This window comes from Paenibacillus protaetiae, assembly GCF_004135365.1.
In the GTDB taxonomy this organism is placed as follows: Bacteria; Bacillota; Bacilli; order Paenibacillales; family Paenibacillaceae; genus Paenibacillus_AP; species Paenibacillus_AP protaetiae.
In genome coordinates this window covers 2,917,167-2,937,053 of record NZ_CP035492.1, presented here as the reverse complement: position 1 = coordinate 2,937,053, position 19,887 = coordinate 2,917,167, and the positions used below count along the sequence as shown (strand labels likewise).

Annotated in this window: 16 protein-coding genes, 2 pseudogenes and 1 other annotated feature (1 of these 19 cut by a window edge); of the genes and pseudogenes, 13 read left to right on the top strand and 5 right to left on the bottom strand. The window is 52.2% G+C overall.

Annotated features, from left to right (window positions below; translation table 11 throughout):
- Nucleotides 1-193, top strand: a binding site (T-box leader); it begins 67 nt to the left of the window's first position.
- Between the two features lie 74 nt (nucleotides 194-267).
- The 6 genes and pseudogenes from leuA to ET464_RS13555 all read left to right on the top strand — a co-directional run bounded on the left by leuA (nucleotide 268) and on the right by ET464_RS13555 (nucleotide 4,562).
- Nucleotides 268-1,929 (top strand): 2-isopropylmalate synthase, encoded by a 1,662-nt coding sequence (leuA, locus tag ET464_RS13580; protein WP_129441726.1) that lies wholly within the window; start codon nucleotides 268-270, stop codon nucleotides 1,927-1,929.
- 28 nt (nucleotides 1,930-1,957) lie between these two features.
- Nucleotides 1,958-2,611 (top strand): M48 family metallopeptidase, encoded by a 654-nt coding sequence (locus ET464_RS13575; protein ID WP_129444398.1) that lies wholly within the window; start codon nucleotides 1,958-1,960, stop codon nucleotides 2,609-2,611.
- Between the two features lie 74 nt (nucleotides 2,612-2,685).
- Nucleotides 2,686-2,787 (top strand): annotated as a pseudogene (locus tag ET464_RS20365) (GNAT family N-acetyltransferase); the annotation flags it as partial.
- A gap of 72 nt (nucleotides 2,788-2,859) precedes the next feature.
- Nucleotides 2,860-3,414: an RNA polymerase sigma factor gene (locus tag ET464_RS13565; protein ID WP_244226536.1), complete on the top strand. Its 555-nt coding sequence runs from the start codon at nucleotides 2,860-2,862 to the stop codon at nucleotides 3,412-3,414.
- Nucleotides 3,401-4,126, top strand: a complete 726-nt coding sequence (locus ET464_RS13560) for a hypothetical protein (protein ID WP_129441724.1) — start codon at nucleotides 3,401-3,403, stop codon at nucleotides 4,124-4,126. The genes ET464_RS13565 and ET464_RS13560 overlap by 14 nt, the downstream gene beginning before the upstream one ends.
- A 94-nt stretch (nucleotides 4,127-4,220) precedes the next feature.
- Nucleotides 4,221-4,562 carry a DUF4183 domain-containing protein gene (locus tag ET464_RS13555; protein ID WP_129441722.1) on the top strand — a complete coding sequence of 114 codons (342 nt, stop codon included), beginning with the start codon at nucleotides 4,221-4,223 and terminating at the stop codon, nucleotides 4,560-4,562.
- Nucleotides 4,563-4,607: 45 nt separating this feature from the next.
- On the opposite strand, the gene ET464_RS13550 is transcribed toward ET464_RS13555, so the two are convergent.
- Entirely contained in the window at nucleotides 4,608-5,042 is a 435-nt protein-coding gene (locus tag ET464_RS13550; protein ID WP_165280001.1) for a DUF4183 domain-containing protein, read from the bottom strand.
- Between the two features lie 214 nt (nucleotides 5,043-5,256).
- Here ET464_RS13550 and ET464_RS13545 point away from each other — a divergent pair, with 214 nt between their 5' ends.
- Complete coding sequence (locus tag ET464_RS13545) at nucleotides 5,257-5,931, top strand: uracil-DNA glycosylase (RefSeq protein WP_129441718.1); 675 nt, start codon at nucleotides 5,257-5,259, stop codon at nucleotides 5,929-5,931.
- Between the two features lie 16 nt (nucleotides 5,932-5,947).
- Nucleotides 5,948-6,310 carry a DUF423 domain-containing protein gene (locus tag ET464_RS13540; protein WP_129441716.1) on the top strand — a complete coding sequence of 121 codons (363 nt, stop codon included), beginning with the start codon at nucleotides 5,948-5,950 and terminating at the stop codon, nucleotides 6,308-6,310.
- A 106-nt stretch (nucleotides 6,311-6,416) separates the two neighbouring features.
- On the opposite strand, the gene ET464_RS13535 is transcribed toward ET464_RS13540, so the two are convergent.
- Nucleotides 6,417-10,262, bottom strand: coding sequence for an endo-1,4-beta-xylanase (locus tag ET464_RS13535; protein WP_129441714.1), 3,846 nt, complete (start codon nucleotides 10,260-10,262; stop codon nucleotides 6,417-6,419).
- Nucleotides 10,263-10,515: 253 nt separating this feature from the next.
- Between ET464_RS13535 and ET464_RS19850 the strand changes: the two genes are divergently transcribed.
- Nucleotides 10,516-10,662: a hypothetical protein gene (locus tag ET464_RS19850; RefSeq protein WP_165280000.1), complete on the top strand. Its 147-nt coding sequence runs from the start codon at nucleotides 10,516-10,518 to the stop codon at nucleotides 10,660-10,662.
- A 117-nt stretch (nucleotides 10,663-10,779) separates the two neighbouring features.
- Nucleotides 10,780-13,560 (top strand): glycoside hydrolase family 3 C-terminal domain-containing protein, encoded by a 2,781-nt coding sequence (locus ET464_RS13530; protein WP_129441712.1) that lies wholly within the window; start codon nucleotides 10,780-10,782, stop codon nucleotides 13,558-13,560.
- Nucleotides 13,561-13,711: 151 nt separating this feature from the next.
- Here ET464_RS13530 and ET464_RS13525 read toward each other — a convergent pair whose 3' ends face one another.
- Together ET464_RS13525 and ET464_RS13520 are read right to left on the bottom strand one after the other, a co-directional pair.
- Nucleotides 13,712-14,431: a 3-ketoacyl-ACP reductase gene (locus tag ET464_RS13525; protein WP_129441710.1), complete on the bottom strand. Its 720-nt coding sequence runs from the start codon at nucleotides 14,429-14,431 to the stop codon at nucleotides 13,712-13,714.
- Nucleotides 14,432-14,572: 141 nt separating this feature from the next.
- Nucleotides 14,573-15,466: a LysR family transcriptional regulator gene (locus tag ET464_RS13520; RefSeq protein WP_129441708.1), complete on the bottom strand. Its 894-nt coding sequence runs from the start codon at nucleotides 15,464-15,466 to the stop codon at nucleotides 14,573-14,575.
- 122 nt (nucleotides 15,467-15,588) lie between these two features.
- Here ET464_RS13520 and ET464_RS13515 point away from each other — a divergent pair, with 122 nt between their 5' ends.
- Entirely contained in the window at nucleotides 15,589-16,821 is a 1,233-nt protein-coding gene (locus ET464_RS13515) for an MFS transporter (protein WP_129441706.1), read from the top strand.
- Nucleotides 16,822-17,131: 310 nt separating this feature from the next.
- Nucleotides 17,132-17,251, top strand: a pseudogene (locus ET464_RS20895) (IS3 family transposase); the annotation flags it as partial.
- A 171-nt stretch (nucleotides 17,252-17,422) separates the two neighbouring features.
- Here ET464_RS20895 and ET464_RS13510 read toward each other — a convergent pair.
- Nucleotides 17,423-18,757, bottom strand: a complete 1,335-nt coding sequence (locus tag ET464_RS13510; RefSeq protein ID WP_244226770.1) for a sugar porter family MFS transporter — start codon at nucleotides 18,755-18,757, stop codon at nucleotides 17,423-17,425.
- Between the two features lie 443 nt (nucleotides 18,758-19,200).
- On the opposite strand from ET464_RS13510, the gene ET464_RS13505 reads away from it, so the two are divergent.
- Complete coding sequence (locus ET464_RS13505) at nucleotides 19,201-19,851, top strand: phosphatase PAP2 family protein (protein WP_165279999.1); 651 nt, start codon at nucleotides 19,201-19,203, stop codon at nucleotides 19,849-19,851.
- Nucleotides 19,852-19,887 lie beyond the last annotated feature (36 nt).

Sequence of the window (19,887 nt, the reverse complement as noted above, 5' to 3'; positions counted from 1 at the left end):
AGTCGTGGAGGAAACTTGAACTCGCCTTGGAGTTGCCCGCCGAATGAACCAGTAAGCGGAGCCGGCGCCTGACCGTTATCATCAGGGGTGTGGAATTTGCATATGCAAATTTATGCCTGTCGAGTGCATGCCGGTAAACGGCATGAATGTCGGAGTGGTACCGCGTAGGATGTCAAAGTCTTTCGTCTCTGTTAATGGAGATGAAAGGCTTTTTTTATTTTTTTGCTGCATGCCGCAAGACGATATTGAAGAAGGGATGGATGACGGATGAAACATGTTGAGAAATATGCCAGAGGGTATTTTATGCCGCCGAAAACAAGCTTGAAATGGGCGCAAAAGGAATATATTACGGAGGCGCCGATCTGGTGCAGCGTGGATCTTCGCGACGGGAATCAGGCGCTTATCGTTCCGATGAATTTGGAGGAGAAGCTGGAATATTTCAAAGTTTTGGTTGACATCGGCTTTAAGGAAATCGAGGTCGGTTTCCCTGCTGCATCGGAGACGGAATTCACGTTTCTGCGTACGCTGATCGAGCAAAATCTGATTCCGGACGATGTGACGATTCAAGTGCTGACCCAATCGCGCGAGCATATTATCCGCAAAACGTTCGAATCGCTGAAAGGCGCCAACAAAGCGGTCGTCCACCTGTACAATTCGACTTCGTTAGCGCAGCGCGAGCAAGTATTCCGCAAATCGAAAGAGGAAATTATTGATATTGCCGTAACCGGCGCGAAGCTGGTGAAGCAAATTGCCGCTGAAACGGAAGGCAATTTCCAATTCGAATATTCGCCGGAAAGCTTTACCGGTACGGAAATCGAGTTTGCGCTCGATATTTGCAATCGCGTGCTTGATGTATGGCAGCCGGCTGCGGCAAACCCGGTGATTATTAATCTGCCGGCTACCGTATCCATGTCGATGCCGCATGTGTACGCCAGCCAAATTGAATATATGAGCGAAAATTTGAAGTACCGCGAGAATGTCATTTTGTCGGTGCACCCGCATAATGACCGGGGCACAGGCGTGGCTGACGCCGAGCTTGGCATGCTGGCCGGCGCGCAGCGCGTGGAAGGCACATTGTTCGGCAATGGCGAACGTACCGGCAACGTCGATATTGTGACGCTTGCTTTGAATATGTACTCGCATGGCGTCGATCCGAAGCTGAACTTCGAGAACTTGCCGGAAATTGTTGCCGCCTATGAGCAAGCCACCAAAATGCGCGTAAGCGAACGCCACCCGTACGGCGGCGAGCTTGTATTTACAGCGTTCTCCGGCTCTCATCAGGACGCGATTGCCAAAGGGATGAAGTGGCGCGAAGAGGAAGAACGCCAGTATTGGTCCGTCCCTTATTTGCTTATTGATCCCAAAGATATCGGGCGGCAATACGAAGGGGATATTATCCGCATTAACAGCCAGTCCGGCAAAGGCGGCATCGGCTATATTTTGCAGCAGAAGTACGGCCTGGATCTGCCGCCGAAAATGCGCGAGCATTTTGGCTATTGCGTGAAAAACGTATCCGACCAGCAGCAAAAGGAATTGCAGCCGGACGAAATTTATGACATTTTCAAACAGGAATATGTCAATCTGAAATCGCCGGTCGAATTCGTGAAATACCGCTTTAATGATGATGAGGAGTTCAGCACGGTTGTAACTATCCGTACCGGAGGCGAAACGAAGGAAATTACGGGCAACGGCAACGGCCGGCTGGATGCGATCAGCAATGCGCTGCAAACCGAGCTTGGCTTTGATTATACCGATCTGGTGTATACGGAGCATGCGCTGGAGACGGGCTCGAAGTCCCAGGCGGTATCCTATATCGGCATTAAAGGCGCTGACGGCGCGGCATATTGGGGCTGCGGCATTGATGCCGATATTATGGTATCTTCGGTCAGGGCATTATTTAGCGCCATTAACAAAATCATCAGCAAATAAACGTTAAGCAGGTTCAGGTTCAGAAATGATGAACATTCAACTTGGAAATCGAATACTGACTCCCCATGTTGTATATGGGCCGCGGAATAAGCTTTCGATCCATATCGATCCGGCCGGATTCGTGACGGTCAAAGCGCCAAACGGCACTGCCGAGACGGCCATTGTGAACGCGGTGCTGCAGCATGGGGAACAAATCGCCGCACGGCTCGATGCGATGGAGAAAGCCCGTGACGCCTCGCATATCCGGGAATATGAAGATCATGGCAAATTCCTGCATTTGGGGCGGTATTACCGGCTGAGCGAATTGATTGATACGGAGTCGGCAGGCGAGGAAGAACTGAAGCAGCGGCTGAAAAAGTTTTATTTTGCCAGCTGCAAGAAGGTGATTCTGGAGCGGATCAAAGGCTACCAGCAACAGCTGAAAGTAACGCCCAAATCGGTCGAGATCGTCGAATCCGCGACCAAATGGGGCAGCTGCAGCTCGGCCAAGCAGCTAACGTTTAATTATCGCCTTGCTATGGCGCCGGTTGAAGCGATTGATTATGTCATTGTGCACGAGCTTTGCCATCTTGTGCATATGAACCATGACCGCTCCTTCTGGCGGCTTGTCGGGAGTGTTATGCCGGATTACAAGAAGAAGGAAGCATTCCTTCAGCAATATGGCCAGGCGATGACGCTTTAGCTGTGCGGCCCGATCGTTGTTATACATGCAACCCCGGCCTCGCCCCTGGATAAGGGACTGAAACCCAACATGCCGGCATTACGAGAATATGGCTTGGCGCATCGAAGCCAGGCAGGCCCGTCTACCAAAAGTTTGGTTTTCAACAAACGGACGAATGGATGGAACTAAATATTTAACCCGTTAAAGACACTCCTTCAGAGTGTCTTTTTTTGAACCGATATAGGCGTTAAATTGTCTATACTCATGAGGTGAGTTTGTTGAGCTATGATTATTTGCGGTATATGGCCAATATGGATTCGGCGACGCTTGAGAAGCTGATGAGTGCATTTGGGCAGGATGTTTGGAATTTTGCTTATTCTTTAACGAAAAACCGCAGCATGGCGGATGACGTTGCGCAGGATGTTTTTTTGCAGGCTTATTTGCATGCCGCTTCCTTCCGGGGCGAATCGTCCGTCAAAACCTGGCTGCTCAGAATGACGAGAAACATCAGCTATAACTATCGCAAATCGGCTTTTATTCGAAAAGTATTGCTGGTGGAGGCAGTCAAATCCAGAGGACATGCCGCTTCCGCGGAGCAAGCGTTTCTGGAAAACGAAGCTTCCAACGAGGTTTGGATCCGGCTGTTAAGCCTGCCGGCCAAATATCGGGAAGCACTGCTGCTGCAAGCCAAATACGAGCTTTCCTTAACGGAGATTGCCCAGGTTCTGCAAATCCCCGAGGGAACGGTAAAATCGAGACTGTTTGCGGCCCGCAAAAAAATGTCGCGTTTATTAAAGGAGAATTATCGGCATGAATTCATCTGATCCGGAATGGTATCAATCGCTGCAAGGCAATCCGCTTCGTTCAGCGGCTTTTACAGAACAATTAAAAGCAAGAATCAGGGATAAAGCGTTCGTTTCCACTGATCGGGTGGGGAAACCAGCCGCCCGCCGGTTAACGCTGGCTGGCATCGGTTTGATCGTTGCTGCTGCCATCGCGTTTTATACGATGAGTTCATTAGGATACGGAACGGATCAAGAGCGGAAGAGTGCAGCTGTTCCGGCAGACCGGTTTTGGCTGGATGCCCTTCAAGCCGGCAATCCGGCTGACCGGACCGAGATATTGGTGAAGCAAAGGATAGGGGATGCTATAATGCTTGTTTTAAGCAGCAGAACCTATGAATGGAATGATAATCAGCAGAACATCGAGCTGGAAGCCAGCGAGTTCGTGGAAGACGCGGGGCAGTGGGTTTTAAGGCAGCAAGGCTCTACCTCTATTGCCGATTCTCAAACGGGAGTGCCGACCGGTTGGTTTGAATTGGACCGTATCCCTGTTTTTTTAGGCATAATCAGGGATCCGCAAATCCAGCAGATCCAAGTTATAGATAGTGACAATCAGGTTTATGAAGGGAAACTGATCCCTAGCCAAAACGGGAATACGTATTGGTACATTTATTTACCGGAGGCAAAGGGAAGCTATAAGGTCGTAGGATTGGACAAGATAGGAAATATCATCTCCAGCGAAATGTATTACTGACTGTAAAATAGTATATTTGCATCAAGCTGTATGTCCTGTCAGGTTGCCATTTCACTGCATCTACTATAGAAGAAAATAAAAGGAGATGATTGGAATGGCTCTTCAAATCTATCAAATTGCCTTTCCCACTGCGGTAATTGCTCCGCAAAGGTTTTTCCGTCAGTTAGCGGCTGACTTGACGGTTGCAACAGGCGGGACTATTGCTCTCAACGGAGAGGATGAGCCTTTTAGCAATGATACGGGCGCCTCGCCGGTTACGGTACCGGCTGTAGGAACTACCGGATATTACAACTTTTATGTGAATGGCGTTATGCAGGAAGGCGGCAGCTTCGCAGTAACCCCCGGCACAGATGACGTTGCTGTTATTACGCTTAATGTAAACGCGACTTTTACGGCAGACACCATTCTTGTTCTGGAGGCTGTTATGGTCTCTTAAGGGGTAACGCTTTTTGAACACCACCGGTCATACTGGTTTCGATGGTCACGAACGGTTTATTTCTGCCGCGAAGGCCACGGACTCCAGGATGATCGGGGTGTTTTCTTTTATGATCTGGCCAGTTGGGAAAATCACTAATGTATTTGCATCAATGGTGTAAAGCTGGCTGCTTTGCAAGGTGGAATTGATATACAGGTTATAGTATCCGCTGCGTCCATGTTCGGCAAACCGGCTGATTGCCTCGCCTGCATCATTCACAAACTGGCTGGCATATAAAGTTTTGCCTGTCGTCAGTGCGATATCGGCTTCGGCCAAAGTAAAGTACCTTTGGATGGAAGGGATAATGGTGACATGGAGCTTGCGTTTTCTTTTTTGGCGCGGACGAGCTTTCTTTTTCGCTCGTTTTTTTCGTTTTGGGGGGCAGACGATAACAACTTTGGCATTGCACCCTTTTTTTCGTTTCATTGGTGCGCATTTCAACCGAAACACCTCCATCACGTATGGTGTATATTACTCGGGTGAGCGATAGAAGGCGTGGATATTTGTCCGGCAGGCCGGCAAGGATGGCTGTTTTCTTCATCATGGAAAACGGGCAGGCATCTGTCGGTTGCTATGCTTTTTTTTGTTGGTCTGAAAGAGCAATATGATATAATCGTGCTGAACTTATTTTACCGGCAGGGGGATAGAGCTTGAAATGGCTATCTTAACAAACGATTGGGCGCTTGAATTAGAGCAGGAGTTTGCAAAACCGTATTATTTGCAGCTTCGGGCGTTTCTGGTCGAGGAGTATCAGACAAAAACGATTTATCCGGATCCATATGATATTTTTAACGCTTTGCATTACACGCCGCTCGCCGGTGTGAAGGTCGTGATTTTGGGACAGGACCCTTATCATGGCCCGGGACAAGCCCACGGATTAAGTTTTTCCGTCAAAGAAGGCGTAGGTACGCCTCCATCCTTATTAAATATGTTTAAGGAGCTGCGCGATGATCTGGGCTGCTATATCCCGAATAACGGGCATTTGCTGAAATGGGCGCAGCAAGGGGTTTTGCTGTTAAACACGGTGCTTACGGTACGGGCACATGAAGCGAACTCGCACAAAGACAAAGGCTGGGAGACGTTTACGGATAAAGTCATTGAGACGGTTAACCGGAAGCATGAGCCTGTCGTCTTTCTGCTGTGGGGAAGCCATGCCCAGAAGAAAGCCCAGCTCATTACCAACCCGAAACACCGGCTTATCCGCTCGCCGCATCCAAGCCCACTATCGGCCCACCGAGGTTTTTTTGGCAGCAAGCCGTTCTCGCAGGCTAACGAATTTCTGCGAAGCGTAGGGCTGCAGGAGATTGATTGGCAAATTTCTAATTTGTAAATGGAGTGAGAGACTTATGCAAACGTTTGTCGTGCTTGGCAGTATTTTGATGGCGATCGGGGTCATCATCGGGGCGTTTGGCGCGCATATGCTGAAGAGCAGGCTGGAACCCGATAAGCTGAAAGTTTACGAGGTTGGCGTGCAATACCATATTACACATGCATTAGGCTTGATTGGCGTTGGAATATTGGCCGATCATTATCCGGACTCCAGCATGATTACAGCAGCAGGCTGGTTGATGTTTGCAGGCATTGTGTTATTCTCGGGAAGTCTGTACGTATTAAGTGTGGCAAAAGCACGCCTGCTCGGACCGGTTACGCCGCTTGGCGGGCTGTGCTTAATTATCGGCTGGGTGCTTCTTGCGCTAGGCGTGCTGTAACACGCAGCTTAAAACTGCTGCCGTCGCCGGCATCAAGCGGTGCAGGGAGCGGCACAAGCAAACAAAGGGACTTGCCATTACTGGCAAGTCCCTTTGTGCTTAAGTGTTACAAGCTCCAAATCCGGTACAAGATGACGGCTGCTTCCGCGCGGGTCAGCGAATCGGCCGGAGCGATGATGCTGCCTTTGCCGTTCACAATACCGGCTTGCACCAGCGCTGCGGCGCTTTCCTCCGCATAGCCGGCAACCTGCGCCGCATCCGGATATGCGGCTAACGTTCCGCCTGCTGCAAGCGGCTTGCCGGCCGCCTCGAGCGCGCGTGCGGTCAGCACCATCATATCCTGGCGGGAAATCGTGCTGTTTGGCTTGAACGTATTGTCTTCATAGCCGGCTGCGATGCCAAGCTCTTTCGCAATGGCCAGCTCTTCATAGTAATAATCGGTATCATGAACGTCGCTGAACATGGATACGGATTGTCCGCTTCCTTTCAGCTCCAGCGCTCTGACAAGCAACGCAATAAAGTCCGCCCGCTTGATGGAGGCGCCAGGCGAGAAGCTGGATGCAGAGACGCCTTTAATGATATCGCGGGCTGCCATCGCTTCAATCGCCGATTGTGCCCAAGGCACGCTGCTCAAATCCGTAAACGATTTGGACGATACGGCCACGGCATAAGCGCTGAAATGCGTCGTTTGGAATGTTACCGTCTTGGTTGCCGCATCATAACGCCCGTTAGGGACGGAGGTGATTTGACCGTTGCCGTCGATATACCATACGACGATGGAGTCCGGCTGGGCAAGCTCGTCGGCTGTTGGCGTGTAAGGAATCGAAACCGTCACCGGTGCTTCCGGGTTATTCCAGGCAATCGTACGGCCGCCGGACAGCAAGCTGAGTTCCACGACCGGACGGCTGCCGATGGCAGAACGCGCTGCGGCATCCACATCCAGATCGCTTGCGGATACTTGCGAGACGCGAACGGATACTTGATCTCCTCTGTTTGTTACATTGGACAGCATCCGGCTTGGAAGTTCGATCGTTCCGAATTCGGTTTGCAACAGCAGGGACAGGTTATCGCCGCTGTCGAGCCGCTGTGCCGGCAGCTGCGCTTCATAGGAGCTTGCGCCAGTTTGCTTAGGCAGGTTAATGGTTACCTGCTTCCGCCCGTCGGCGCCGGCAGTTGCCTGTTTTAAAGCTTTATCCAGCAGATCATCCGTGACTACGCCTGTTACAACGTTTCCGGATGTTTTCAGCACAGGATGAATGGTCACAGTGCCGCTATTGATTTCTACGCTTCCGGTCTCCGGCTGCGGCGTGTTGTTGTTGCCGCCGGTAGTATCCGATTTGCCGTTCAGCTTCAATTCCCCGAACACGGAAGGATTGGCATAACCGGTACCCGTTAAATCGTTCCAGGAAGCAACGCTTTGGCGGCTGCCGTCTTTGGCATCATTAATTTGCGCGTCAAAGCCAACAACGGTGCCGTTTTTCGGCGTAATGGCGGTGAGAGGGATTTTAACCTCTACCGTGTAGTTGGTGCCGGAAACTTCAACTGCCGATTCGAAACCGGCTGCGATGGAAGTTGGGTTAAAGGAAGTTTTGTTGTTGTAATTAACCCGGTATTGCCCGTCATCGCTTTGATAACTTGTTGTTTTCGCATTGTTTTGATCCAGGAATACTTCAATGGAGTCCTGTTCATAGTCGTTATTGCTCGTATCGTCCAGCTGCTGGTCGCTGACTTGAAAGAGCACGTATAAATTATGTTCATCCCACAATGCTTTAGCCACGCCGGTCGCGCCATGCCCGGTCAACTGGTATTGATTCACCGGAATATCCGGCGCCTTGCTCCAAACCGCATCTGCTTTTCCGTCAATCGCTTCCGGCGTACCGTACGAAGCTGTTGTCTGTTTCGTAATTTTTACCTCTGGCGGATGCTCGTCGATAAAGGTATCCGGATCAATGACGCCGTAATAGGCCGGTTTGGCTTGCAGGCTGTTGTCGAATAACAGCGGGGAAGTGTCGGATCTCCAGCTAGCTGCGTCATTCATCCCCCAGAATGTTACACGTTCAATATCTTTGGCATGCGCTTTGTAAATGTTAAACAGCTGCGCATACAAATAACCTTGTTCAATCGCCTGTTTGTCGGAAAGCTTATTGCCGCTTCCTGCTCCGATATCGAGCTCAGAGATGCTTACCTTTACGCCTAATGATATAAATTTCTCAAGCGACGCTTTTACATTATCCGGGCTTGTATTCACACTGTAATGCGCCTGCATGCCGATGCCGTCAATGAGTTTCTTGCCGTTATGGTCTGCGGCATAGTTGTCATTAAGCTCTTTCACCATGTTGTAAATGGCTTGTGCTTTATTCGGATTGTCTTCGTTGTAATCGTTGTAATACAGCTTAATGTCTTTCCACTCCGGATGAGCGTCCAGTACGGCTCTTGCCGTCAGAAACGCCTGCTCCACATAGTCCGGTCCAAGCGCAGTATACCATGGCGATTGGCGAAGCGAAGCTTTCCAGTCGGACGGGTTGCTTGGGTTATCGTTCATCGCTTCATTCACGACATCCCAGGAGATGACCTTGTCGCCAAAATGTTCCATCACCGTCGTAATATGGTCTTGCATGTTGGCCAGTACTTCTTCCTTGCTGCCAGTGTACATCCAGGCCGGCGTCTGGCTGTGCCAGACAAGCACATGGCCGTGCATTTGCATGCCGGCATCCAGCACCTTATTCACGATGGCATCTGCTGCGTCAAACGTAAAATTGCCCTTGGTCGGCTGCAGCGATTCCGGCTTCATCGCATTTTCGGCTGTTGCCACATTAAAATGTTTGGTCAACAGCTCTAAACGTTTATCAGCCAAGTCCTGCTCGGCGACCGCGCTGCCAATCAGAAAATCGTCTGCGTACACATCTTGGATAGGCGTCAGATCCTGGACAGGAAGGTCAGGCGGCGCCTGTTGCCCTTCAATGAGAATATCCCCGATATAAAAAGGTACGTTTGCGCCTGCATCGTTGGATTGGACGCGAATTTTCGTATCTTCATTGGCGCCAACGGTCAGCTCGCCCGAAAGCGTAATCGGCTCGCCTGCCTTGTAAGCGGCCCCGGCCAGCCAGCCGAAGCTTTGGTCAGCTGTTTGCAGGTAAGCTTGCGCGCCTTCCGGTATCGTTTCACCCGGATCGACGTAGACGGTAACGGTCACCGTGTAGGTCTGCCCGTCCGCGAGTCCGATGTCGCTGTAATTGAAATCGGCGGCCGAATAACTGGCCGTGCGGCTGCTGACGTATAAAGCGCCTCCGTCGTCATTGCCTTCAAAATTTTTATCGGCTACCTGCGACAGCACAGCATTGCCTGAAGATTGGGCGACTCCGGTGTTGTCTGCGAACGTCTCGTGGTAAACAACAGTTGGCTGCCCTTTGATCAGAATATCCCCGATATAAAAAGGTACGTTTGCGCCTGCATCGTTGGATTGGACGCGAATTTTCGTATCTTCATTGGCGCCAACGGTCAGCTCGCCCGAAAGCGTAATCGGCTCGCCTGCCTTGTAAGCGGCCCCGGCCAGCCAGCCGAAGCTTTGGTCAGCTGTTTGCAGGTAAGCTTGCGCGCCTTCCGGTATCGTTTCACCCGGATCGACGTAGACGGTAACGGTCACCGTGTAGGTCTGCCCGTCCGCGAGTCCGATGTCGCTGTAATTGAAATCGGCGGCCGAATAACTGGCCGTGCGGCTGCTGACGTATAAAGCGCCTCCGTCGTCATTGCCTTCAAAATTTTTATCGGCTACCTGCGACAGCACAGCATTGCCTGAAGATTGGGCGACTCCTGTGCTATCCGCGAAAGTCTCATGGTATACGGTCGTGCTGCTTGCATCCGCCGCTTTCGCAGCCGGCGCCAGCCAGCCGAGCGGGAGAAGCAGGAGAGCTGCCAGCCATAGCGAGGTAACCCTTTTGAGCTTACTACTCATTTGCCGAATTCCTCCTTAATTAATGGTAGTGAAAGAAGTTTCTATATAAACTTTCTTACACGCTTTCATCATATCGTTAATAATGAAAGCGTTTTACCGGACGAATTAAAGAATTTACTGTACTAACTATGGAGTTTATGGGAGGCGAATCCGGCTGCATTGCGTTGCGGCGCTTCAAAATTTTATTGCAATCGCATAGAAATAATTGGATGATAGTTTAATAGCTGGTTTCAGATGAAAAGGGAGGGCGCAGATGCGGCATATTTATTTGGACTATAACGCCATTGCATTAAAGCTGGCCGCGCTGGCGGGCGAAATCCGCCGGGACGGGCATGAGGCGCTCATGGGTGAGCGGAACGCTGAAGAATACCGGCGAAGAAGTACTGCTGGAGCCGTTTGATGTGAACAGGTTTGCGGCGGCGCAGCCGCTTTAACGCGCGCATTCATGATTGCCCGTCCCATGAATGCCTTTACATGGTACAATACTTAGAAATCATAAGATCAAGGGAGAGGAACTATGTCGAAACTGGGAGTGCCTTTAGAAGGATTTGCAGCGTTTAGCCGGAAAGTTGCAGCAGAGGGCGCAGTATTATTACGGAATGAACAAGAAGTGCTTCCGATCCGCGAAAATGAAAGCGTATCTATTTTTGGCCGGACGCAAATCAATTATTACCGCAGCGGCACAGGGTCGGGCGGCAGCGTCAACGTTACCCATACGACAAATCTGCTTGATGGGCTGCGCAGCAAACCCGGCATCCATGTAAACGAAGAGCTGGCAGCAGTGTACGAAGGCTGGCTGGAGAGCAATCCGTTTGATAACGGCGGCGGCGGCTGGGCTGCCGAGCCGTGGCACCAGAAGGAGATGCCCTTAACCGATGAGCTGGTGGCAGAGGCACGCGCCAAGTCCGACAAGGCGGTTATCGTGATCGGCCGCACGGCCGGCGAAGATCAGGATAACGCCGACGCGCCGGGCAGCTACCGGCTGACGGAAGAAGAGAAAGCGATGCTGCGGCAGGTGACGAATCATTTTGAACGGACTGCCGTTGTGCTTAACGTCTCTAATATTATAGATATGAGCTGGCTGAATGACGATTACAAGCATCCGGTTTTTGGCGTCGTCTATGCTTGGCAGGGCGGCATGGAGGGCGGCAACGCCATAGCCGATGTGCTTGCGGGCGATGTAACGCCAAGCGGCAAGCTGACCGATACGATTGCTTATTCCATCGGCGATTATCCGTCCACGCGGAACTACGGGAATGAGCTGTCCAATATTTACGAGGAAGACATCTATGTCGGGTACCGTTATTTTGAAACGTTTTGCCCGGAACAAGTACAGTTTGCATTTGGGTACGGGCTGTCGTATACGACATTTGCATTGGAGCTGGAACCTGCGCGGGTAACCGCGGCCGAAGGCGCGGAGACAATTGAAATCGGCGTTACTGTGACCAATAGCGGTACGGTGTATACCGGCAAAGAAGTGGTACAGGTTTACGTGGAAGCGCCGCAAGGCAAGCTGGGCAAGCCAGCCCGGGCGCTGGCCGCTTTTGCAAAAACGAAGGCGCTTGCGCCGGGACAATCGGAGCGGCTTGTGTTAAGCTTCCCGGTCGATCAGATGGCTTCTTATGATGACAGCGGCGTAACGGGGCATGCTTCCGCATATGTGCTGGAAGCGGGCGAATACCGGCTGTATGCCGGCAGCAGCGTGAAGCAGGCAGCGCCTGTCAGCGTCGGCGACAAAACCGGTTACCTGGTGGACTCGCTTCGGGTGGTGCAGCAGCTCGAGGAAGCGGCTGCCCCGACGGAAAGCTTTAACCGCCTGCAGCCGGGCGCGCGTAAGCCTGACGGCACTTATGAGCAGGCAGCGGCGCAAGTGCCGGTGCGTTCCATATCGCTTGCCGAGCGGATTGCGAGCCGTCTGCCGGAGAGCTTTGCGCAGACCGGGGATGCCGGCTACAAGCTGCAGGATGTGGCGGACGGCAAAGTAAGCCTGGAAGCATTCATTGCGCAGCTGGGCGATGAGGAGCTGGCCGCCATTGTGCGCGGGGAAGGCATGAGCAGCCCGCTTGTTACGCCGGGAACGGCGTCTGCGTTTGGCGGAGTCAGCGAAAGCCTGCTTGGTTACGGCATTCCGCTGGCGTGCACCGCGGACGGCCCGTCCGGCATCCGGATGGACAGCGGGCACAAAGCGACGCAAGTCGCCATCGGCACGCTGCTTGCGGCAACTTGGGACACCCGGCTCGTAGAAGAGCTGTACGTGCTGGAAGGGCAGGAGCTGCTGCGCAACAACATCGACGCCTTGCTTGGCCCGGGCCTCAACATTCGCCGCAGCCCGCTGAACGGGCGCAACTTCGAATACTTTTCGGAGGACCCGCTTGTATCGGGATTGTTCGCAGCAGCATGCACACGCGGCATCCGCAGAGGCGGTTCGAACGCGACCTTGAAGCATTTTGCCTGCAACAATCAGGAGCAGCACCGCCATAAAGTGAATGCGGTCGTGTCAGAGCGCGCATTGCGGGAAATTTATTTGAAAGGATTCGAAATTGCCGTGAAGCAAGGCGGAGCGAATTCGGTCATGACTTCCTATAATCCGGTTAATGGGCATTGGGCGGCTTCCAACTATGACTTGAATACAACGATTTTGCGCGGCGAGTGGGGCTTCGAAGGCATTGTCATGACGGACTGGTGGGCAGTTATGAACGACACGGCCAATGGCGGCCCGGCCAGCCGCAAGTTTACGAACTGGATGGTCCGCTCGCAAAATGACCTGTATATGGTCGTGAGCAACTACGGTGCGGAGTCGAACGTTTGGGGCGACAACACGGTGGAGTCGCTTGCTGACGGCACTTTAACCCGCGGCGAGCTACAGCGCAGCGCGATGAACATATGCCGGTTTCTCATGCAGGCGCCGGTGTTTTCCCGCGAGCTGGTCAAGGAGGAGCATGCGGAACGGTATGAGCCGCGCGAGGACTTGCCGCTTGGGGCGGCGCAGCGTTTGTCCGGTGAGGCAGGGCGCGTGCATGTAGCTTCAGGTGAAGCCGGCGTGATGCAGGTGGAACAGGCGGGCATTTACCGGATGACGGTTCATCTGATGTCGACGGAATTCGCATGGGCGCAAAGCGCCTGCAACGTATATATGAACGGGCAGCTGATGACGACGGTGCAGACCAACGGAACGGAAGGCGCCTGGATCCGCCAGAAGCTTGTGAAAGTGGAATTGGCGGAAGGCTTGTACGAGCTGAAGCTTGATTTTGTCAAACCGGGCATGCAGATCGACTGGATTGAATTTACGCGCGAGTAGCCTTCGTCTATCCCGTGTAACAGCTGTGAAGCGCCGTATGTGCGCAGCGCTCAAAGCTAAAAAAACCGGCACCCTCTTAAGGGTGCCGGTTTTTTTAGCTTAGGCGGTAAGTACAGATCAGCCGTATTCGGCTAAAATCCGGAGCAATCGGTTATTGCGGATTGGTCGTCCAAATGCCGGCGGATTTGATGAATACGCGTTGCGGCAGCTTTAATGCGGCCAGAATCAGTTCTGCCACATCCTCCGGCTGCATCATGCGGTCCTCGTCGCCGATCTTCAGGCCGGTGTTGACGGCCAGTTCGGTATTTACCGTGCTAGGCGTCAAAGCGGTCACACGAATGTTCGATTTGCGCACTTCCTGCATGAGCGATTCCGTAAAGCCCATCACCGCAAATTTGGAAGCGGCATATGCGGAGCCGGTAGCGAAGCCGCGTTCGCCGGCTGTGGAAGCGATATTGATAATGCTGCCGCTGTTTTGGCCGAGCATTGTCGGCAGTGCGGCACGCGTCACGTAATACGTGCCCATCAGGTTCGTTTGAATGATTTGCTCCCAAATGTCCGGGTCCATCTCCAGCACGGTGCCGAATTGCGCCGTACCGGCGTTGTTGATCAGAATATCAATTGAACCCAGGCTGGACGCAAGCGAAGCGATGGCTTTCTCCGCTTCTGCACGAACGGCTATATTTGCATTCGCGATAAATACGTTCACGCCGTATTCGTTCGCCAGCGAATCTTTTAGCGCCTCCAGATCGGTTGTTGTCCGGGCCAGCAAGCCGAGGTGCACCCCTTCTTTTGCCAGCGCGATAGCGGTTGCTTTGCCGATGCCTTTGCCGGCTCCGGTAATAATGGCGGTTTTGTTATGTAAGGTCATAGTTTTTCTCTCCTTATCCTTCATTTATTTATATACTTGTCTATTATGAAACAGAGCCGCGATTGAAGCAAACCTGCGCATTCATGAAGGAGGCGAAGGACTTCTGCTGCGACGCAAGCACTCTCCTTCGGTTTGGCTGTTCTAGCTGCCGGCGCCCTGTCTGAAAAATCCGGCAGCAAACTCGCGAAAGTGGATAGCTGCTTCCGATAAATAATGCTTCCGGTTCCAGGCGATGCCGAAGGTGCGCCGGCATTGCGGTCTCGTGATCCGCAGCTGGACTGTGTCCGCATTGGAGGCTCTCCGCCCAAGCGAAAGCGGAAGGGTGAACGTAATGCCAAGTCCCATCTCGACCAGCGTTTGAACAGCGCTTGCTTCCTCCAGCTCGAATGCAATATGCGGTTCAAAGCCGGCCTGCCGGCAAAACCCGTCCGTTATTTGGCGGAAATGCGAACGCGACGACAAGGCGATAAAAGGCTCATTAGCCGCTTCGCTTAATGAAATGCATTTACGCGAAGCAAAGCGGTGACCTTTGGGGACGGTTAAGCACAGCTCTTCTTCCACCAGCGTCATCCATTCAATATCCGGCCCGTTAATCGGCATAGTGGAGATGCAGAAGTCGATTGCGGCATTTTCCAGCTCCGCTTTCATTTCCACGATGGAACCGAGCTGCCGCTGAATGATCCGCACATGCGGATGAACGGTGAGGAACTCCTTCAGCAGCGTTGGCAGTACATACGGCAGCGTTACCGACAGCGTTACCGTCCCGTGCTCAAGCCCGGCCATGTCGGCCAGTTCCCGTTCACCTTCTTCCAGCTCCCGAAAAGCTTGCTCGACTCTGCGCAAATACGTTTCTCCAAACGCATTCAGCTTGATTTGCCTGCCATGCCGTTCAAACAACGGGACGCCTAGCTTTTTTTCCAGCCGGTGGATCGAATTGCTTAACGATGGCTGCGACACATTTAATGCTTTGGCTGCTTGCGTCATATGCTCGTGGCGTGCGACAGCCTGGAAATATTTAAGTTGAAGAAACTCCATAACCGGCTACGGCTCCTTATCACATCCATGTAATGATTCCATTATAAGATATGTATTATACTTTATAAATTGATGGTCTTATAATAGTTCAGCATAGAAAAGGAGAATGGAGAGAAATCGAGTTGAATAGAGAGAAAATCTGGACGGGCAACTTTATTGTGGTTTGCATGAGCAGTTTTTTTATGTTTCTCACGTTTTATATTTTGGCGACGGCGTTTCCGCTTTATGTTAAAGACGGGATGCACGGCAACCAGCAGCAGATGGGGCTGGTTATTACCGTTTATGTTATCGGGGGCGTGCTGCTCCGGCCGCTGTCGGGCGGATGGGTAGACCGGTTCGGGAAAAAGAAAATGGCGGTGCTCGGAATGGTTGTGTTTCTGGCAGCCTGCCTCGGTTATTTCGCGACCAAAAACGTGATGTTCCTGTTTCTGGTCGTGCGCCTCATCCACGGCATGGCTTACGCGTTGGCGTCCACAGCGACCAGCACGGCGGCTTCCGCGATGATTCCGGAATCGCGCCAAGGAGAAGGCATGGGCTACTTCAGCATGTTTATGAGCATCGCGATGGTCATCGGCCCGGCTTTGGGGCTTACTTTATGGAAGGGGCACAATGTCAATGTATTGCTGTTTGGCGTAAGTATCATCGCTGCGCTTTCGCTGCTGTTTGCTTTAGCGATGAAGCCGAATGAACAGCCGCGCCGCACCGGGAAGCCGGATTACGGGCATCCGGCGCTGAAGGCATCCGGCCTGCGCGGCCGCTTGAGCGATTTAATTGAGCTGAAGGCGCTGCCGGTGTCGTTTGTCGGGTTTATTTTATCGTTTTCGTACAGCTCGCTGTCCGGCTTTATGTCTTCCTTTACGGCCGAAATTCACCAGTCGCAGGTGACAAGCACGTTTTTTGTGGCGTTTGCGCTCATGATCGTGTTGTTCCGTCCGGTGATCGGTAAAATTTTCGATAAGTATAAAGAACATTATTTATATTATCCCGGCATTGCCTTGTTTATTGCCGGCATGCTGCTGCTCAGCCAAGCGCATTCGGGCACGATGGTTTTAATTGACGGCGTGATTATGGGGATCGGCTACGGCGCTTTGCTGCCGTGCCTGCAGACGCTGGCAATGAAGCTTGCGCCGGAGCACCGGAGAGGCAGTGCAACGGGAACGTTTTTCTTGATGTTCGATTTAGGTTACGGCTTTGGTTCCTATTTTATGGGGTTAATCGCTTCGTTTACCGATTATCGCGTCATGTACGTCGTGGCCGGTATCGTGCCGATGTTATCCGCTCTTGGTTATTATGTGCTGCATCACCGCCGGCAATCCAAGCTTGGCGGAGGCAAACCGAATGCAACGGCTGCTTAATTCGCGGCAGGAAGGCTGTACAAAGCCGGTATCCGTTTATTCCATGAAACCTGCCTGAAGCGGATGAGCATTTGAAGCTGAACAACATACAAAAAAGCGGTGCACCGGGAAGGGACTGACCCCATAGCGTGAGACAAATTAAAACACCTTCAAGAGAAAGCCTCCATGTCGTAAGATATGGGGGACAACTTTGGAGGTGTTTTTGCATTGGCAACAAGAGTGGGCTACCCCGTTGAAGTGGAAATGAAGGCCGTTGAAATGAGAATGGCCGGTGTGCCGGTTCGAGAGGTTATGAATGAGCTCGGGAATGGTGCTACATAGCGATCATGGCAGCGTATACACGTCTCAGGCGTATCAGGAGGCCGTAAAAGGAAAAGGCATTACCCCACCCGAATCGTTCCATTCCACACTAAAGTCTGAAACGTTCGAGAATACATTACCACTATAACTCAATTCGTAATTCAAGCGAAACTAAATAACCAGTCGCCGGTAGAGTACCGACAACTGGTCGCTTAACTTGAAAGGTGTTTTGATCCCTGTCTCAGTAACGGGGGTCAGTCCCCCGGGAAGGTGCATCGCTTTTTTTATTTAATTCCGTTCATTATTTACTCCACGAAGTTTCGATTTCTTCAAGCGATTTGCCTTTCGTCTCCGGCACGACGCGAAGCGTAAAGAAGAAGGTGATCACGCCCATAACGCCAAAGATCCAGAACGTTGGAGCAGGACCGGCGGAATCGAGCAGCGGCGGGAACGATTGCGATACCGCATAATCGGCAGCCCACAGCGCCATGGAAGCAATAGCGGTCGCCCGGCCGCGGATGCGGTTCGGGAAAATTTCGCTCAGCACGACCCATACGACAGGTCCAAGCGAAACCGCGAAAGCCGCTACATAAATCAGGATAAACACCAGAACCAGCGGACCGGTTGTATGTCCGGTGTGGAAAGCAAGGCCGATAACCGCAAGACAGATCGTCATTAAGCCCGATCCGACGAGCAGCAGCAGCTTGCGGCCGACTTTGTCGATGAGCCAGATGGCGAGAATCGTAAACAATACGTTAACGACACCGATAAAGATCGTTTGAACAAGCGACGAATCCGTTCCGGTACCCATCGACTGGAAGATTTCCGGCGCATAATACAAGACTGCATTAATGCCGGTAACTTGCTGAAGGACGGCCAGCACAACGCCGACAATAAGCGCAACGCGCAGGCCAGGGCTGAAAATTTGTTTCAGCGAGCTGTTTTCTTGCTTAAACGATTCTTTAATTTCCAAAACTTCTTTTCTTGCGTCTTCTTCGCCGTGAATTTTCAACAAAATGTTCAGCGCTTCAAGCGATTTGCCTTGTTTGATCAGCCATCTTGGGCTTTCCGGCACGAAGAACAGCAGCACCATAAACAGCAGGCCGGGCACAACGCCAACCCCAAACATCCAGCGCCAAGCGTTGGCAACGTCCCAAGCATCATCGCCCATGCCGGCAATGCCGGAGTTGACGAAGTAAACAAGCGAAATGCCGGCAACCGTCGCCAGCTGGTTCAGTGCGACAAGGCGTCCGCGGTATTTGGCAGGTGCGATTTCCGCATTATAAAGCGGGCACAGCGTGGAAGTAATCCCGATGCCGAGGCCGCCGACCATACGGGCGATGACATAAAAGCTGAACGTGTCCGGAATAGCCGAACCGATCGAGCCGATAATGAACAGCAAAGCGGCAACGATCAGCACTTTTTTCCGGCCGAAGCGGTCGCTCAGCATTCCGGAGAAGCCTGCGCCGACTACGCAGCCGACGATTAGGGAGGAAACTGCCCAGCCCTCTTCAAATTTGCTCAGATCAAAGCGGTCGCTTAAAAATCCGATAGCTCCGGATACAACGGCGGTATCGAAGCCAAACAATAAACCGCCAATTGCGGCGATAGCTGAAACAAGCGAAACAAACAGCATGCTCGATTTTACGCTTTTTTCAGCGGTATCCGAGTCGGCTGCGTTTGCATGGACTGCGTTCGAGTTGGTTGAACTCATGTATTTATTCCCCTTCCAATGCGAATTGAATAAATGGTTGCAATTTAAAGCGGATTCATTATAACACGCATAAAACAGGCGATTTGGGGCGTTCTTCTTCACTAATTTGTGTTGTACCAGCATTAAAAAGAACGCTTGACCCGCTGTGAAGCAGCTTTCACAAGCCGAATAGCATTATCTTGTCCAGAAATCGCAATATAGTCCATGTCCATGGGATGGAATAACAACATTAACGGATTCAACCTGCTGCACGCTATTGAGCGGGCATGTCCGCCATGCTAAAATCGACTTGCCGAGCACGAAGAAATTTTTGGCAATATAATAGAAGATACATGACGGGCAGATGAATGGAGGGGCGGGATCGGATGAGGTCCACACCGCGTTTGGCGTTATATTGGGGGATCGGCTGTGCAGCTGCTTTTGCCGTGGTTGCCGCGTTTGTCAGCACGGGATATTCGGACGGCTTTGACCGGCCGCTGACGGATGGCTTGCACAATCTGGAGTCGGATGGATGGACCGCCTTTTTGAAGACAGCCGGGTCGGTCGCTTCGGGGATACCGGTTGCTGTTATCATTGCGCTTGTGTGCCTCTATTTGCTGCTGGCAAGGCGTATTGGCGAATGGGTAACCTTCATTGCTGTATTGGCAGGTTCACAAGCTGTAAATTTGGCGTTAAAAGAGCTGTTTCAGCGCGAAAGGCCAGATGTGCACCGGCTTATTGAAGCAAGCGGATACGGGTTTCCAAGCGGGAATGCAACAAGCGCCTTGGCGCTGTTCGGCATGCTGGCGGTGTTAGGCTGGAGCCGGATTCCTTCGCGTGCCGGGAGAACCGCGCTTGTGGTCATATGCAGCTTTTTTACGCTGGCCGCAGGCGTCAGCCGTATCTATTTGGGCGTGCATTACCCGACCGATATTGCCGGCGCTTATTTGTCCACCGGTGCAGTGCTGTTTGCTGCGCTGGCTATCCGCGCCCGCATAACGGTCAAGAGGCACCCGGATTCGGGAGTGCCCCTCTAATGATAACCAAAAAAAGAACAGGATCTCCTGTTCTTT

Excerpts from the sequence above, each read along its gene's own strand:
- ET464_RS13510 (WP_244226770.1), bottom strand. The coding sequence starts at position 18,757 with ATGCTGTTTGTTTCGCTTGTTTCAGCTATCGCCGCAATTGGCGGTTTA.
- leuA (WP_129441726.1), top strand. The coding sequence starts at position 268 with ATGAAACATGTTGAGAAATATGCCAGAGGGTATTTTATGCCGCCGAAA.
- ET464_RS13575 (WP_129444398.1), top strand. The coding sequence starts at position 1,958 with ATGAACATTCAACTTGGAAATCGAATACTGACTCCCCATGTTGTATAT.
- ET464_RS13535 (WP_129441714.1), bottom strand. The coding sequence starts at position 10,262 with ATGAGTAGTAAGCTCAAAAGGGTTACCTCGCTATGGCTGGCAGCTCTC.
- ET464_RS13520 (WP_129441708.1), bottom strand. The coding sequence starts at position 15,466 with ATGGAGTTTCTTCAACTTAAATATTTCCAGGCTGTCGCACGCCACGAG.
- ET464_RS13525 (WP_129441710.1), bottom strand. The coding sequence starts at position 14,431 with ATGACCTTACATAACAAAACCGCCATTATTACCGGAGCCGGCAAAGGC.
- ET464_RS13555 (WP_129441722.1), top strand. The coding sequence starts at position 4,221 with ATGGCTCTTCAAATCTATCAAATTGCCTTTCCCACTGCGGTAATTGCT.
- ET464_RS19850 (WP_165280000.1), top strand. The coding sequence starts at position 10,516 with ATGCGGCATATTTATTTGGACTATAACGCCATTGCATTAAAGCTGGCC.
- ET464_RS13540 (WP_129441716.1), top strand. The coding sequence starts at position 5,948 with ATGCAAACGTTTGTCGTGCTTGGCAGTATTTTGATGGCGATCGGGGTC.
- ET464_RS13505 (WP_165279999.1), top strand. The coding sequence starts at position 19,201 with ATGAGGTCCACACCGCGTTTGGCGTTATATTGGGGGATCGGCTGTGCA.
- ET464_RS13530 (WP_129441712.1), top strand. The coding sequence starts at position 10,780 with ATGTCGAAACTGGGAGTGCCTTTAGAAGGATTTGCAGCGTTTAGCCGG.
- ET464_RS13545 (WP_129441718.1), top strand. The coding sequence starts at position 5,257 with ATGGCTATCTTAACAAACGATTGGGCGCTTGAATTAGAGCAGGAGTTT.
- ET464_RS13560 (WP_129441724.1), top strand. The coding sequence starts at position 3,401 with ATGAATTCATCTGATCCGGAATGGTATCAATCGCTGCAAGGCAATCCG.